This window comes from Desulfatibacillum aliphaticivorans DSM 15576, from assembly GCF_000429905.1.
Lineage (GTDB): Bacteria > Desulfobacterota > Desulfobacteria > Desulfobacterales > Desulfatibacillaceae > Desulfatibacillum > Desulfatibacillum aliphaticivorans.
In genome coordinates, this window is the sequence record NZ_AUCT01000028.1 from 1 (window position 1) to 15,164 (window position 15,164).

The window sequence follows — 15,164 nt, forward strand, 5'->3', positions numbered from 1 at the left end:
CTCCCCGCCTGTAGTTGCGCGGTTTCCCCGCCCTGTAGTCGCGCGGTTTCCCCGCCCTGTAGTCGCGAGGTTTCCTCGCAGTGTAGTTGCGCGGTTTCCCCGACCTGTAGTTGCGCGGTTTCCCCGCCCTGTAGCCGCGAGGTTTCCTCGCCCTGACCGAGAATTCCGAAGTCTTCCTGGCGTCATTCCCGAGCATCCCTATGGGAAATTAAGGATCTTAAATCCCCCATAAAGAAGTGTTTTTAAGGCGACACGGTCTTGAACTTTTCTTTTGGTGCGCCGCAAACAGGGCAGGCATCCGGCGCTTTCTTGTCCGTCACGTAACCGCAGACCTGGCAAACATGATACTCGCTCACTTTGTCCTTGATGACGTCGTAAATGGCCTTTTCGTAGAGTTTGGCATGGTACCCCTCCGCATCCCGGGCATGGCTGAAGGCCAAGGCGGCTGCTTTTTCGCCCTCTTCCTCGGCGATTCTGAGGAATTCCGGATACTCATTCTGGCTGATGGACTGCTCTTTTTTGAAGGATTTCATGAGGTTGGTGTCTGTATCCTTCACAATGATTTCCTTCAAAAGATTCATGTGGCGTGTGGCATGCACTCTTTCCGCCTCTGCAATGGCCCTGAAAAGCAAAGCGATCTGAGGAACTTCCTCTTCCTCGGCTCTTTCCGCAAAGGCCAGAAGCCGAAAATAGGCTTTGGCTTCCCCAATAAAGGCATCGTAGGCATTCTTTTTGGTTTGTTCCTTCATTCGCTCCCTCCGGCTGGATTATTAAAGATGGTATTCACACAACGGATGAAAAATCATGTTGATAAAATAAGCAAAAGTCGCGTTTTGTCCAGTTATATTTATTGAACGCAACGTAGAAGAAATAGTTATTGTGCACAAAATTTATTATGAACCATAGTCTGGCTTGGCCGGCCATAATTCCTGGAAGGTTGTATAGGAAAACGCCCCTGGATTTGGCGCTGGACGCTGGTTGAGGATACGACGGTGAGACACAGCCGGGGGGATGTGGGATCTTCACACGGGCCAGAAGTAGGGAAGGTCGTCCGGCTCCTTCCATCCGTATTGACTATAAAAATGAGGGTCCTTGCGCAGCAGATTGGAGCGATGGGAGGCGTGCAGACGCTCGTCGCCAAGCCACCAGGGGGTGATGATCTCATCATTGCCTCCGCCATCAACGCCATAAGGCATGGAGTTTTGATATCCCCTGCGCACCCACTCGCGTATGACCGCATCCCGATATTCCACCAATGCCGCTTCAAAGCCCGCCCACATCTTGACCGCAGGATGGTTACGCCACCCGCTCCCATAAAGGATGGTCCGGCGAATGGTCTCTGCCTCCACCCGTTGCTTGCCAAGCCTGCGATAGTCCAGGACCCTGGCGGAGCGATCAAAATCTGCGTATGGCAAAAAGGTTTGCATACTCACAATTATAAGCTCGGACGGCAAGCAGAACAAGGCAAAAAAACGGAAATATAGGCCGGTTGAATCCGGTCCCGGCGGTTGACGCCGTTATGTAATTGCGCGGTTTTCCCGCCCTGTCGCCGCGAGGTCCCCTCGCCATGTAGTTGGGAGGTCTCCTCCCTTATGTAGTTGCGGGGTCCCCCCGCTCGTAGTTGCGCGGTCCCCGCCCGTAGTTGCGCGGTCCCCGCGCCATGTAGTTGGGAGGTTTCCTCCCCCTGTATTTGCGCAGTTTCCGTGCGTTGTAATCGCCGGCTCTCCCGGCAAAGGGTGGGGGCAGGGTTTCCCTGCCTCAAACGATACGTGATGGTTTGTAGGGACAGGCCCCTGTGCCTGTCCAAATACGCCGAAATAGAAATTCAGGAGGTAGGGCGCCGTTCGCCGCGTCCCTGTAGTCGCGAGGTCCCCTCGCCCAGGTGGTCGCAGTCTCCCGGCAAATCGTAGGGCGCAGGGCTTGCCCTGCTTTTGGTTTAGGGCTGCCCTATGCAAGGATTGACATAATAGATCCGTGTTTCCAAAGAAGCGCCCTTGAACGAAATTAACAGTCAGACGAAACTTTGAACAAAAAATTAATGCATTATTTCAATACGATATAAAGTTATTGAGTTTTTGAGAGACGTCCCGCAAAACATTGAGAGACGTCCCGCAAAACACAAAAAATCGTAGTGGTTTAAGTTTCGATAATGCTAACCCAAGGCGTTAATCCTTGCTATCACCACTGCCTTCTTGTGTTGATTGACTTTGAGCAGATCCTCCCGCTGGCAAAGAAGGAGTGCCTTGATGGCTGCCCGTCGTGGTAGAAGGAGAATAACCTCTTTCCTCAGAAGGTTGATAGCCATCGTTAAATGGTTGATATCCCTTAGAAGTCCCCGATTTTTGAGATTGCTCTTTGTTGCTCATTAATTTACTCCTCCTTTCCTTGTTTGTTTTGTTTTTCGTTAAAAAACTCGATTAACTCATAGTCTGCTTTGCGCACTAAAAGGCCACCAGTTTGGTTAACAAAATCAAGAAATTCTCCCTTATCGTTAACTTTGATGGCTGCCTCCAAATAGATATCTCCCTCACGCGGATATGACGTAGCATAGGAATTAGGGCCGTAATATCCTGCAATTTTATTTCCATTTTTTAAGTGAATTAAAACAAACAAGGTAACTCTCTTATCAAAAAAAAAGTCCCATGCTGTTGGATACGGCAAATTCATTTTTTTCATGAGGGGCTTACATCTGATTAGCTTACTCCACAGATATGCCCAGACTATTGGTGCCACAAGTATCATTATCATCATCCAGGCACTGTATCCATATGGATTAGTTGATGGATAATTGTTCGTATGTGTATATATGATCAATGGGAGACACAGGGCAAAATTTAGGGCGCTATAAAAAAGGCCTTCAAAAGTGACTGTCTTCCAATCGACATCCTTGGTTGGCATCAAGAGTCGGTATATGTGCAATGATATCAGACCAGGAAAAACAAGTAAGACAAATAATGGCAATGAATTAAAATCAGGCGCTATTTGCATAGTTTGAGTTTTCTCCCAAGAATCAGTTGCTTATCTGACCCTGTAGTTTGCCCGTTGCTTATCTGACCCTGTAGTTTGCCCAATGACCGCTCCATTATCACCTATTTTTCTATTATAATAGAAAAATAACATTTTTATAACAAGTTATGCAACAAAAATTAAAGATTGTTGCTTTAATGCTTTTTGGGTCAATTGTTCTTTTTTAAAATAATGATATCAGGTATTTAAATGAAATCAAGCCCATCGAACTGGTTTGGCGGGGTGTGCATATAACCTGCCAATTGGGATATAGAGCAGTAGCAGCAGCGAAAAGAAAAAAAAAGGGCTGCTCTGTAAAGAGCAGCCCTTTATAATTATATTTGGCGTCCCCAAGGGGATTCGAACCCCTGTCGCCGGCGTGAAAGGCCGGTGTCCTGGACCAGGCTAGACGATGGGGACGCATATGTATTTCCCGCTTCAACTAATTAGTTTTACGGGATATAGGGGCGAAAACTTCGCTTTAAGCAAATTTTGATATCGCCCAAAAAAAGGGACAGCCTATGAAAAAAAGGGCGATCCCTTGTATGGTAAAAACGTTGGCGTCCCCAAGGGGATTTGAACCCCTGTCGCCGGCGTGAAAGGCCGGTGTCCTGGACCGGGCTAGACGATGGGGACGCATTTTTGTTTTTCTCTTGCTCGGCCTTAGGAAAAAGTGGTGGGCCGTGCTGGGCTCGAACCAGCGACTCTCTGCTTAAAAGGCAGATACTCTTCCGACTGAGTTAACGGCCCCAGCAAGCAAGAGACCCGCTAAGTAGCACCGTTATTGAGATGCTGTCAACCAGAAAAAAACCATTTTTTAAAAAATATTCAAAATAGCCTGAACATGCCCTTAATAGTCTGCGGATTCCCCGTCATTTGGGCCTTAAGGGGCCGCGACCCTTATGGCTGGCCCTTCGCCGCCGTTCCGTAAAAACGGCGCTGCTTGGAAAATTTTTAATTTTCAGCCCTAAACCGCCTTCCCTTGAAGCTCCCTGAGGCGCGTTGTCTATTGATTTTTGTTGTTTTTCCACGATTCCTGGTGTATGAATAACCTTTTTTACGAGGGGTGCGACAAGCAAGTTCCTTTGCCGTTTGGGGGTGGGAATGTCCCTCCAAAGGGAACAGAGACGCGTACCAAAACTATCCCCGCGGATTCCTTGCGGGCTGCACGTTTCTTATTTTTCCTGATGGAATACGGAGGTTAACTGATGAAAAGGATAGTTCTGTGCTTGACGGCTGTGGCGTTGCTTCTGGCGGTATTAGGTCCTGTTCCGGCAATGGCCGGAAAGACCGTAAACCTGACTTACAGCATTTTCCTTCCCGAGAAGCACGCCCAGGCCCAGGCGGCCATTGCATGGGCCAAAGAAGTGGAAAAGCGCACCAACGGCGCCGTCAACATCACCATTTTCGCCGGCGGCACTCTGACCAAGGGCCCCAAGGTTTATGAAGGCGTTGTCTCCGGGATTTCCGACATTGGAAACTCCTGTTTTGCATATACCTCCGGCCGCTTCCCCGTCATGCAGGCTATTGACCTTCCCATGGGATACCCCAACGGCAAGGTGGCCAGCCGCGTGGCCAACGATTTCGGTCTGAAGCACGCCGATCAGGGCCTGAAAGACGTGAAGCTGCTTTACGTGCATGCTCATGGACCCGGCCTGCTCCACACCCAGAAGCCCGTCAGGACTCTGGCTGACCTCAAGGGCATGAAAATCCGTTCCACCGGCTTCTCCGCCGAAGTGGTCTCCGCCCTGGGCGGCGTTCCGGTCGCCATGGGTCAGGGCGATGCTTACGAAGCCCTGAAAACCGGCGTGGTCGAAGGCACCATCACCCCCATCGAAACCCTGAAGGGCTGGAAACAGGCCGAAGTGGTCAACTACACCACCGAATGCTCCGCCGTGGGCTATACCACCGCCATGTATGTGGTGATGAACAAGGCCAAATGGAACTCCCTGTCTCCTGCAGTCCAAAAAATTATGGAAGAAGTGAGCGCCGAGTATGTTGACATCCATGGCGCCGCGTGGGATGCTGCCGACGAAGCCGGTCGCGCTTTTACTTTGGAAAAAGGCAACGAGATCATTCCTCTGAGCGAGGAAGAGAATAAACTGTGGGCGGAGAAGGCTCAGCCCGTCATCACCAAATACGAAGAAAGCGTCCCCAACGGGGCCGTTTATGTTCAGGAGATTCGCGACGCCATCAAAAAGGCTGAATAAGGCGTTTTTTGAAGGTCGAATGTTAGCTGTATGAAAACTTTGGAGAAAATATCGGAAGCCCTCGCCTCGGTCCTGCACTATGTGGCGGGGGCTGCCGTTTTTGGCATGATGATCGTCACATGCCTGGATGTGGTCCTGCGCACTTTTCGCATGACCGTGCCCGGCGCGTACGAATTGGTGGCTTACCTGGGCGGCATTGCAGTGGCTTTCGCCATGGCCCATACCACGATGGCAAAGGGGCATGTGGCCGTCAGCATTATAGTCCGGCGCTTTCCCAAAAGGCTGCAAAACGCCATTGATTCCGTGACAAGCGCCATGGGATGCGTGGTGTTTTTTCTGGCGGCCCGGAAGATTATGGAAATGGGCTTGGACTACCAGCACGCCGGACAGGTTTCCATGACCCTTAAAATGCCTTTATACCCCGTGGCTTACGCCATCGGGGTTTCGCTTTTTGTGGTCAGCTTCGTTCTATTTACGGCCTTTTTGGGGCACGCGGGAAAGGCTATGAAATCATGAGCATGACCACCATCGGCATTCTGGGCATCGTCATCCTGCTGATTTTGCTGTTTTCCCGCATGCCCGTGGCTTTTGTCATGGCCATGCTGGGCTGCGCCGGATTCTCCTACGTGGTGAACCCTTCGGCGGGAATCGCCATGCTGGGGCAGGACATCTACGAAACCTTTTCGTCCTACGGCCTCACGGTCATACCCCTGTTTGTACTCATGGGGCAGATCGCCTTTCAGGCCGGGATCAGCCGCCGCTTGTATGACTCCGCCTATATATTGGTGGGGCACAAGCCGGGCGGACTGGCTATGGCCACCGTGGGCGCGTGCGCGGCTTTTTCCGCGGTTTCCGGGTCCACCAACGCCACCGCCGCCACCATGGCCGTGGTCACCCTGCCGGAGATGAAGCGCTACAATTACGACATGGGCCTGGCGACAGGCACCGTGGCCGCGGCCGGCAGTCTGGGCATCCTCATTCCGCCCAGCGTAATTTTCATCGTCTACGGCATTCTCACCCAGGAAAGCATAGGCAAGTTGTTTATGGCGGGGATCATCCCCGGCTGCATCCTGACCGTGCTTTTTCTTCTGACCATCTACATCCGCGTGAAGATGAACCCCAGCATCGCCCCGGCGGGCGAGGCCTTCACCTGGCGGGAAAAGGCCATCTCCTTCTTGGGCGTGGCCGAGGCCCTGATTCTTTTCTCCCTGGTCATGGGCGGGATGTTCTTCGGTTTTTTCACCCCGACGGAAGCCGCTGCAGTGGGCGCCTTTCTCACTTTGGTCATCGCCGTAGTCAGAAGACAGATAAACTGGAAAGGCCTGGTTAAAGCCCTGGGCGACACCACCCGCATCAGCTGCATGGTCATGATGATCGCCACCGGCGCCATTGTCTTCGGCAAGTTTATGGCCATCACACGCATCCCCTACTCCCTGGCCGAATGGATCGCCGGGCTGCCTTTGCCCGCCACCGCCATCATGGGCATGATCATCCTGGTATACCTTTTGGGCGGCTGCTTTATGGACGCCCTGGCCATGGTCATGCTGACGGTGCCTATTTTCTTTCCCGTGGTGGAAAGGTTGGGTTTCGATCCCATCTGGTTTGGCGTGACCATCGTTCTGGTGACGGAAATGGGCGTGATTACGCCGCCCGTGGGCATCAACGTGTATGTGGTTAAAGGCGTGGCTACGGACGTCCCCTTGGAGACAATCTTCAAAGGCGTGCTGCCCATGCTGATTCCTCTGGTGTTATGCTGTCTTATGCTGTTGTTTTTTCCCAAGATCGCAACGTTTTTGCCGAGTCTGATGGGCTAAATCCCAAGCCGGGAAATGGGGAGTTGACATGGGGCCTTCATAACGTGTATTGAGAGGTGATATTCTTTATTTTCCAGGCTGTTATCAAAAAGCGGGTCATCTAACGGAAATTCTTACACATTAAGGATCTGCCATGAGTGTGTTTGCTGGAGTTGTTGTGGAGCCTGTTTCCGCTACGGGAAGAAAAACCATCGCTTTTGTACAGGAAATGGGCAGGATGTTCATTTTTCTGATGCACAGCGTGCTCCATATGTTCACCCTCCCTTTCCAATTTGTTAAAATTTTAACGCAAATAAATATTATCGGCGCGCAGTCCCTGTATGTGGTCAGCTTGATAGGCCTTTTTACCGGGATGGTGCTCGGGCTTCAGTTGTATAATGCGTTGGCCAATTTCGGCTCCGAGGGCATGTTGGGAACCTCCATCGTCCACACCCTGATCAAGGAAATGGGGCCGGTGCTGGCCGCCATTATGGTCACGGCCCGGGCGGGTTCGGCCATGGCTGCGGAAATCGGAATCATGCGGATTTCCGAGGAAATCGACGCCCTGGACACCATGCAGATCAATCCCATCCGCTTTTTGGTGTCCCCCAGACTGGCGGCGGCCATCATCAGCTTTCCCCTGCTTACGGCCCTGTTCGACGTGATCGCCCTGTTCGGGGGATATTTGACCGGCTGCAAGCTGAAAGGCCTGAACGACGCCACCTATTGGTATACGGTGGAAAACTCCCTGGTCATGGAAGACATCAACGGCGGCTTTCTCAAGGCCATCGTGTTCGCCGTCATCGTCATCACGGTCTGCTGCTACCAGGGGTACACCACGCACATGAGGCCCAACGGATTCGGCGCCAAAGGCGTGAGCGCATCCACCACATCCGCGGTGGTCATGTCTTGCGTGCTCATTTTGATGGCTGACTTTGTTCTCACCGCTTGTATTTGGTAGGAGGCTATGACTACACCACTCATAGAAATGAAGGACGTCGTTAAGAGCTTCGGACGGCACCATATTCTCCGCGGGGCCAGCCTGACCATTGAGAAGGGCGAGGTGACCACGGTCATCGGAAAGAGCGGCGAGGGCAAAAGCGTTCTTTTAAAGCATATCATCGGCCTCATGGAGCCGGACTCGGGCCAGATCCTTTTCGAAGGCAAGGAGTTCAAAACCATGAAAAAGGCGGAGCGCAAGCAGCTCCGCAGCCGGTTCAGCTACGTTTTTCAAAACACCGCTCTGTTCGACTCCATGACGGTATATGAGAACGTGGCCCTGCCGCTCAAGGAAAAGGGCGAACTGTCCAAAAAGGAAATCACGGAGCGGGTGACGACCAGGATGGATCAGCTGGATCTCCACGAGATCGGCAATAAGTTTCCCTCCCAGCTTTCAGGCGGTATGAAAAAACGCGTGGCCCTGGCCAGGGCGCTGGTGACCAACCCGGAAATCGTCCTGTTTGACGAGCCCACCACCGGGCTGGACCCCATCCGCAAGAACGCGGTCCATAGTATGATTTCGGATTATCAAAAGAAGTTCGGGTTTACGGCCATTGTGGTCAGCCACGAAATCCCGGACGTTTTCTTTATATCCCAAAAAGTGGCCATGCTGGACGAAGGGCAAATCCTCATCCAGGGAGCGCCCCAGGAGATCCAGCAATCCAAGGACCCCATCGTTCAAGGCTTCCTGCGAGGCATGGAGGCCAACCACGACGCCCTGACCGGCCTGGGTACGCCCACCCAGTTGGAACGGCGCTTCGAGCAGGAAATGGAGCTGCAAAAGCAGCAGGAGTCCAACTTTTCCCTCATGGTTTTTACGGTGGAAAACCTGGAGGAAATCAACGAAAAAGTTGGGCACGTGGCAGGCCAGACCATGGTCAAGAACTTCGCTGCGTGGCTTCAGCAGCATTTGCGGGCTAACGACACCTGCTCCCGGTACGGCATGGCCAAGATTCTGGCCGTCCTGCCCAACACCACCCGGAAGGATGCTCAAAAGGTCTGCTCCAAGCTGGCCCGGGCCGCCCGAGGGGAAAAGATCACCGATGCGGAGCTGTATCCCGGATTCTGTTTCTCCGTGTCCGCCGGCTTTGCCGAAGCCACGGACGACAGCCCCATCGATACAGTATTGGCCGCCGCTGAATCGCGCGAAAACATGCTTTACGCTTTTAGAATAACTAAATAGTCCGGAGGAAAAATGGGAAAGCAATCCATAGAGCTGGTGGTAGGAGTTTTTGTGCTCGTTTGCCTGTTGTGCGTGGCCTACCTGACGGTCAAGGTCGGCCGAATGGATGTTTTGGGCGGGGATACCTATCAGGTTTCCGCCAGGTTTCAGTCCGTGGAAGGACTCAAGACAGGCGCTGACGTGCAAATCGCCGGCGTGGGAGTCGGCAAGGTGTCCAATGTGATCATCGATCCCATGGATCTGGTCGCTGTCGTGACGTTGCAGGTGGATAAGGGCATCGAACTGACCGAGGACACCATTGCTTCCGTACGCACCGCCGGCCTCATCGGCGACAAGTACATTAAGCTGACTCCGGGCGGCGCCGACGAAGTCTTGCAGGACGGAGACCAGATCGAAGAGACCGAATCCGCCATAGACATCATGGAACTTATCAGCAAGTACGCATTCGGAAGCGTGTAAACCCCGCTTTGATGCCGTTTTAACGAAAAACTGAATAGACGAGGATCGACTCATGAAAAAGTTTATTGCAGCAATATTGTGTTTGTTTTTGTTTTCCGCTCCGGCCCTCGCCGCAGATCCCGCCTTGGAAGCCGTCAAGGCCCCTCTGGATAAAGCCATGGCAGTGTTAAACGACCCCCAGTTCAAGGACGGGCAAAATGCTGAAAAGCAGCGCGAACTCCTGTGGGATTGCATTGAAGAGGTTTTTAACTTTGTGGAAGTGGCGAAACGGTCCGTGGGGAGAAACTGGAAAAAATTTACGCCCGAGGAACGCAAAGATTTTACCGATATTTTTTCCAGGGTCCTGGGAGACGCCTACCTGTCCCGCATCCAGACCGGTTACGAAGGCGACACCATCGATTATCTGGGCGTGGAAGCAGGCTCCAAGGACGACAAGGCCGTGGTCCAAACCGTCATCCAGCGCCCCGGCATGCAAATTCCCGTGGATTACAGCATGTTGAACAAAAAGGGAAAATGGGAAGTATACGACGTCAAGATTGAAGGCATCAGCCTGGTCAAGAATTACCGGTCCCAGTTCGATAAAAAACTCATGAACATGAAGCCGGCCGATCTTATTCAGGAATTGAAGGAAAAGAAACTTAGCGAATAGGCCCTGACAGGGCGAAGGAGCGTCTTCCCGTGAAAAAGATTGTATTGCTGCTGGCAATGGCGTTGGTCCTGGCCTCCTGGCCGGTTCAAAGCCTCATGGCGCAGGAACAGGCAAACGACGAATATAGCGACGAATACCTGGACGACGACATGGACTTCCTGGAAGACGAGGAAGAGGACGGCATCCAGGTGGTTCAGGTGGCCGATCCCATCGAGCCCTTTAACCGGGCCATGTTCGTGGTGAACGATAAATTGTACTTCTGGTGCCTCAAACCTTTGGCCCAGGGGTATAAGGCCATTACGCCCACCTGCTTCCGGGTAGGCGTGGACAATTTTTTCACCAATGCAAAATATCCCGTCCGGATGGTGAACTGCCTGCTTCAGGGAAAACCCAAAAAGGCGGGTACGGAAACGCTCCGGTTTATGGTCAATACCACCGTAGGCTTCGGCGGCCTTGGAGATCCGGCGCTTAAATATCACGAACTGGAAATGGCAGACGAGGATTTTGGCCAGACCCTGGCCGTCTGGGGCGTGGGCCCCGGCGCTTACGTGGTGTTGCCCGGCACAGGGCCGTTCTACGTCAGGGATGGGACGGGCATGTTGGCTGACTATTGGCTAAATCCACGAACCTATATTTTTGATCACTGGGAAACCTCCGCCATGGTTTGGGGTGGTGAGCAGCTTAACGCCGTCTCTTTACGCTTAGGCGATTATGAGGCTTTGAAGCAAGCGGCCCTGGATCCTTACGACGCCGTGAAGAACGGGTATGCACAACTCCGGCAAAAGAAAATCGCGGAGTAGGGCGGCTTATAACTAATTTCGGAGGGGGCGGGCGCCGTAGGGCTTCCGCCCCTTTTGCATTGCAGGATAGTCATGGGAAAATCTCGCAGGAATAAAAGGGCCTCTCACAAGGAATTCATGGCCTTCGGCGGTTTTGACGACGGCCGGGACGCCCTCAAGGCGGAACGGGAAAAAGCCCGGGAGATGCGTGCGTCCCAATGGTGGAAACGTCAGCTCGCCAAGGGCGTCTGCCATTACTGCGGCCGCGAGTTCAAGCCTGCGGACCTGACCATGGACCACCTCGTCCCTGTCGCCAGGGGCGGCAAGACCACCAAGGGCAATGTGGTCTGCGCCTGCAAAGACTGCAATAACCAAAAGAAGTCCCTTCTGCCCATGGAGTTTGAGCAATACCTGGAGTCTCTGGATAAGGATCGCCCTGAGAAGACGGAAGCCAGGGAGGATGACGCTGAATAAAAAAACGGGGAAAGCGCGTGAGAGCATGCCTTCCCCGGTTCGTCTGCGTCGGTAGGATTATTGGGCTGCGGACGGGGCTGCCTGCTGTGCGCCCGGCTTTGCCGAATTTGGCTGGCTCAATCGAGGATCGTTACCCCACTGCTGGTTCCTGTAACTGCGCGTCCTGGCGTCCTTGCGCCATTGCTTGGCCATGTCCTTGATTTGCTTGAACCGCTCTTTCCCAATGATTTGACGGGTTTCAAGGATAAAACGGAACATTTCCTCGCCTAATCTATCCCTGGTTTCATTCATTTTGGCGTATTGCGCCATGACTTCTTTATCGGAAGCGCTTTCCAGAAGGACTTCCAGTTCAAACTGTTCTTTTTCAGCCGCGGCCTTCAGGTCCAGCCGAGTTCTTTGACTTTGAATGTAAGCCGCCTCCAGCTTCGCCTTTTCCTCATCCGTAAGATTGATGGCCTGCGCTACGCTAGGCCTGCGCCACCAGCCGTCACGGGGCATGCTGCGGGCGCCCGTGCAAAAGGCCAGGGAGGGCAGCAACAAACCTGCCGTCAGAATTGCAACAATAATGATCTTCTTCATGCCAGTGCTCCTTTCACGTCAATGCCAAGTGAAATAATTTCATAATCCGCATCAGGGGCCAGAAAATCATAAAAGTCCTGATCCCATTCGGTGTATGTCTCACCCGCCAGGTCCATAAAGACCGGGGGCAGGCTGTTTTCTCCTATATCGTAGACGTCCTCCATAAAAACTTGCGTTTCTATGGCTGCAATGTCAGGCGCTCCGCTGGAGTGATTCCGGACAGAAGGCTGCTGCATGGGCAAAAGAACCAAGGCGAGGACTATGCTGGCCAGAGCCCCGGCTATCGCAAACATGGGTTTGGGCTGGAATAAAAAGGACAGCCAACTCGCCCTGGGCGCAGACTCCCAGGCCCTGGGCATGGACGGCGCAGGAGGGCAAAAGGACCTGGCTGCATCGCCCAAACCATATAGGCTGTTCATCAGCAGTTCCCGTTGCTCCCGGCATGCCGGGCAGGACTCCAGATGCTCCCTGCTTTGCACGGGCAGGTCGTCATAGTCCACGATGCTGGTTAAAACAAGGTCGTCTGTCAGATGCCGATTTTTATTGCTCATGACGGTCCTCCATAAACTTGGCGAAGGCGCCGGATTGCTTGCGATATTTGTCGATGCCCCGATACAGGTGCGTTTTGACGGCGCTGGCGCTTTTACCCGTCGCCTCGACAATTTCACTGATGGTCAGTTGGTCCATAAATCTCAGAAAAAATATTTCCTTTTCCCACTTGGACAGATTTTTTGAAAATTTTTCCACTTGCGCCCAAAACTCCTGCTGGAGTACATGGCTGAGAGGTTGCGCCGCTTCGTGGGAGTCCGGATCCTGTTCCGGCTCCACGTCAGGCTCCGACTGGAACAGGGAAAGGATTTTCCTTTTTCGATAATAATCCCGCACCGTATTGCCTGCAATGGCGTACAGCCAGGGGGTGAACTTGGACTCCTCCTTGAGCTTGGGCAGGCTCTTGAACGCCCTGACGAAAACTTCCTGGCACAAGTCCTCGGCGTCCATTTGCTTTTTTGAGCGAAAAAAGACCATCCGATAGATCCTTTCGTGGTGCAGGCGCACCAGTTGATCAAAGGCGGCCCGGTCGCCCGACCGGGCCTGCCTGACCAGGGAAATCAGCCTGTTCTCTTCGGAGGAAAGAGTTTCGCAGTTCTTTGGTTTCATGGTCTGAATTAAACCACAAATCAGAGGATCTGTACACTGGGCTGTTTCCCTGTTAACGCCTGTTTCTCCCAACTGCATCTCCATGTTCCGTTTCTGGCAAGCGCCCTGCGCATCGTGCAGGTTTTGTCTATTTAGACGCATTAGGATGGAGGATTGTTTACAAGGAAATTGAAAAGATGTTTTAAATTGATGAAAAAGCGCATTTTGCCAAAACTCGGCAAATGTGGTAGGCGCAAAGACGCCCATAGAGGTGCGAAGAACAAAAAGGTTCGACTAATCTTTTTGAAAAAGGAAAACATATTGAAAAAACAAATTGTTCGGACCGCCGCAATAGTTTGGTTCTTCCTGCTCCTTCCAACTGCGCTTTATGCCGGCATGGCCGCTGATCTGAAGCCGGCCGTGGTAAATTTCCAAGTCAGCTATTCAAAATACTTTGGGCTGGGCGAGGCCGGGCGGTTTTCCGGCACAGGGTTTATCGCCAATAAGGACAAAGGGCTGATCATAACCAACAGGCACGTGGCGGGCGAGTTCCCCTCCCAGATTAAAATAACGTTCCTGGACGGTGAATCCACTTTAGGCAGGGTGGAATATTACGACGCCACGCACGATTTTTCCATCGTCTCGTTCGATCCCGCTTCCGTGAGTTCGGAAATCAAGGAGGTTCGGCTGGGAGACTTTTTCTCCCTGAAAACGGGCGATGAAGTCACGCTTATCGGCAATAATGAAGGCGAGGAATACTCGGTAAAAAAAGGCGTTGTCGTGGATTTGGTGAAAAACAAGGGGGACAGGCACTCCCTGACTTTTCAAACCAGCTTTGACCGCACAGGGGGAAGCAGCGGCAGCCCGGTTTTTAATGAACAGGGCGAGGTGGTAGGCCTCCATTTTAAAGGTACGGACACGTCCAGCTTTGAACTGCCCGTCAATTACATTGAAGACAAGCTGACCGATCTGGCTCGGGGAAAAGCGCCGGTCCGGGGGGAAATCGGGGTGCAGCTCACCCTGGTTAAAACCGCGGATGCAGTCGGGCACTTGGGGCTTCCTCAGGACGTTGCGGACGCCATGCGCAGCGATTTTGGCGACCTGAAATACTGCCTCATGGTGGAGTCCGTGATCCGCACCTTCCCTGCTGCAGAGGCGCTCCAGGCCGGAGACGTCATCTACTCTGTGGACGGCGTCCCCATCGGCGACCGGCTATACCGTTTTGATAAAATCGTGGATGAGCGCACAGGCGGAGAAGTGACTCTGGAGTTCTACCGCAGGGATAAAAAAATGACCGCCCAAATTCCAGTGCTGAATGCCGAGGATTATAAAATAACCCGTTTTGCAACCTTTGCAGGCGGGACTTTCCATCCTCTGACGCCGGAAATCAGGCTGGATCTGGACATAGCAAGCGACGGCGTTTACCTGAGCCAGGCAGAACTCGGCTCTACGTTCGGAAGCGTGGGATACTCCTCTTCGCGCAACCCGGACCGTAAAGGCGTCGTGGTGCAGGGAATCAACGGCCAGCCCGTCAGGAATTTGGACGACTTCATCAGGCTCGCATCCGCGCTTAAGCATAATCAGAAAATATCCATGGCGTTTAAAGACCAATTCCTGTACGCCCCGGCGACTGTGGAATTGTTAATCCTGGACTTGCACACATCTCCGCTGACGGTTTTCTCCCTGAATTCCGCAACCAGGGAATGGGAGGCGGAAAAGAGGCGCCAGTAGTTGCGCGGTCTCCGCGCCGTAGCCGCGCGGTCTCTGCGTCGTGGTTGGAAGGTTTCAGCATGTAATCGCGCATTCCCCGCGCCGTGGTTGCGTTGTTCCAGCATCTGTAGCGCGGTCCCCGCGCTGTTGTAGCCACGCGGTTCCCGCGATGTAGTTACGCTGTCT

General features: G+C 53.0%; 17 protein-coding genes and 3 tRNA genes. 10 read left to right on the forward strand and 10 right to left on the reverse strand.

What is annotated here, in order from left to right; translation table 11 throughout:
• Window positions 1–242: 242 nt before the first annotated feature.
• The 7 genes from G491_RS0121260 to G491_RS0121290 all read right to left on the reverse strand — a co-directional run bounded on the left by G491_RS0121260 (window position 243) and on the right by G491_RS0121290 (window position 3,756).
• Window positions 243–749: a rubrerythrin family protein gene (locus G491_RS0121260; protein ID WP_015949150.1), complete on the reverse strand. Its 507-nt coding sequence runs from the start codon at window positions 747–749 to the stop codon at window positions 243–245.
• A gap of 273 nt (window positions 750–1,022) precedes the next feature.
• Window positions 1,023–1,415, reverse strand: coding sequence for a pyrimidine dimer DNA glycosylase/endonuclease V (locus G491_RS0121265; RefSeq protein ID WP_211239167.1), 393 nt, complete (start codon window positions 1,413–1,415; stop codon window positions 1,023–1,025).
• Window positions 1,416–2,165: 750 nt separating this feature from the next.
• Entirely contained in the window at window positions 2,166–2,366 is a 201-nt protein-coding gene (locus G491_RS35610) for a hypothetical protein (protein WP_157468462.1), read from the reverse strand.
• 4 nt (window positions 2,367–2,370) lie between these two features.
• Window positions 2,371–2,988 (reverse strand): DUF6338 family protein, encoded by a 618-nt coding sequence (locus G491_RS36405; RefSeq protein ID WP_028316007.1) that lies wholly within the window; start codon window positions 2,986–2,988, stop codon window positions 2,371–2,373.
• Between the two features lie 360 nt (window positions 2,989–3,348).
• Window positions 3,349–3,426 (reverse strand) — tRNA-Glu (locus tag G491_RS0121280).
• A 138-nt stretch (window positions 3,427–3,564) separates the two neighbouring features.
• Window positions 3,565–3,642, reverse strand: a tRNA-Glu gene (locus tag G491_RS0121285).
• Window positions 3,643–3,680: 38 nt separating this feature from the next.
• A tRNA-Lys gene (locus G491_RS0121290) sits at window positions 3,681–3,756 on the reverse strand.
• A gap of 458 nt (window positions 3,757–4,214) precedes the next feature.
• Here G491_RS0121290 and G491_RS0121295 point away from each other — a divergent pair.
• From G491_RS0121295 to G491_RS0121335, 9 genes are all read left to right on the forward strand, one after another.
• Entirely contained in the window at window positions 4,215–5,216 is a 1,002-nt protein-coding gene (locus tag G491_RS0121295) for a TRAP transporter substrate-binding protein (RefSeq protein ID WP_015949153.1), read from the forward strand.
• A gap of 30 nt (window positions 5,217–5,246) precedes the next feature.
• Window positions 5,247–5,732 (forward strand): TRAP transporter small permease, encoded by a 486-nt coding sequence (locus G491_RS0121300; protein WP_015949154.1) that lies wholly within the window; start codon window positions 5,247–5,249, stop codon window positions 5,730–5,732.
• A complete protein-coding gene (locus tag G491_RS0121305; RefSeq protein WP_015949155.1) occupies window positions 5,729–7,030 on the forward strand; it encodes a TRAP transporter large permease in 1,302 nt (433 codons plus the stop codon). Before G491_RS0121300 ends, G491_RS0121305 begins: the two co-directional genes overlap by 4 nt.
• Window positions 7,031–7,163: 133 nt before the next feature.
• Complete coding sequence (locus G491_RS0121310) at window positions 7,164–7,970, forward strand: MlaE family ABC transporter permease (protein ID WP_028316008.1); 807 nt, start codon at window positions 7,164–7,166, stop codon at window positions 7,968–7,970.
• 6 nt (window positions 7,971–7,976) lie between these two features.
• Window positions 7,977–9,191: an ATP-binding cassette domain-containing protein gene (locus G491_RS31845; RefSeq protein WP_015949157.1), complete on the forward strand. Its 1,215-nt coding sequence runs from the start codon at window positions 7,977–7,979 to the stop codon at window positions 9,189–9,191.
• A 12-nt stretch (window positions 9,192–9,203) separates the two neighbouring features.
• Complete coding sequence (mlaD, locus tag G491_RS0121320; RefSeq protein ID WP_015949158.1) at window positions 9,204–9,650, forward strand: outer membrane lipid asymmetry maintenance protein MlaD; 447 nt, start codon at window positions 9,204–9,206, stop codon at window positions 9,648–9,650.
• A 52-nt stretch (window positions 9,651–9,702) separates the two neighbouring features.
• Window positions 9,703–10,299: an MlaC/ttg2D family ABC transporter substrate-binding protein gene (locus tag G491_RS0121325; protein WP_015949159.1), complete on the forward strand. Its 597-nt coding sequence runs from the start codon at window positions 9,703–9,705 to the stop codon at window positions 10,297–10,299.
• 29 nt (window positions 10,300–10,328) lie between these two features.
• Entirely contained in the window at window positions 10,329–11,099 is a 771-nt protein-coding gene (locus G491_RS0121330) for an MlaA family lipoprotein (protein WP_028316010.1), read from the forward strand.
• A gap of 72 nt (window positions 11,100–11,171) precedes the next feature.
• A complete protein-coding gene (locus G491_RS0121335) occupies window positions 11,172–11,552 on the forward strand; it encodes an HNH endonuclease (RefSeq protein ID WP_248635471.1) in 381 nt (126 codons plus the stop codon).
• A gap of 57 nt (window positions 11,553–11,609) precedes the next feature.
• Here G491_RS0121335 and G491_RS0121340 read toward each other — a convergent pair whose 3' ends face one another.
• The 3 genes from G491_RS0121340 to G491_RS34355 are packed head-to-tail and all read right to left on the reverse strand — an operon-like array spanning window position 11,610 to window position 13,289.
• On the reverse strand, window positions 11,610–12,131 hold the full coding sequence (locus G491_RS0121340) for a Spy/CpxP family protein refolding chaperone (RefSeq protein ID WP_028316012.1): 522 nt from the start codon (window positions 12,129–12,131) through the stop codon (window positions 11,610–11,612).
• Window positions 12,128–12,682: an anti-sigma factor gene (locus tag G491_RS0121345; protein WP_028316013.1), complete on the reverse strand. Its 555-nt coding sequence runs from the start codon at window positions 12,680–12,682 to the stop codon at window positions 12,128–12,130. Before G491_RS0121345 ends, G491_RS0121340 begins: the two co-directional genes overlap by 4 nt.
• A complete protein-coding gene (locus tag G491_RS34355; protein WP_169829493.1) occupies window positions 12,672–13,289 on the reverse strand; it encodes an RNA polymerase sigma factor in 618 nt (205 codons plus the stop codon). Before G491_RS34355 ends, G491_RS0121345 begins: the two co-directional genes overlap by 11 nt.
• 300 nt (window positions 13,290–13,589) lie before the next feature.
• Between G491_RS34355 and G491_RS0121355 the strand changes: the two genes are divergently transcribed.
• Window positions 13,590–14,999 carry a trypsin-like peptidase domain-containing protein gene (locus G491_RS0121355; RefSeq protein WP_035219744.1) on the forward strand — a complete coding sequence of 470 codons (1,410 nt, stop codon included), beginning with the start codon at window positions 13,590–13,592 and terminating at the stop codon, window positions 14,997–14,999.
• Window positions 15,000–15,164: the final 165 nt, after the last annotated feature.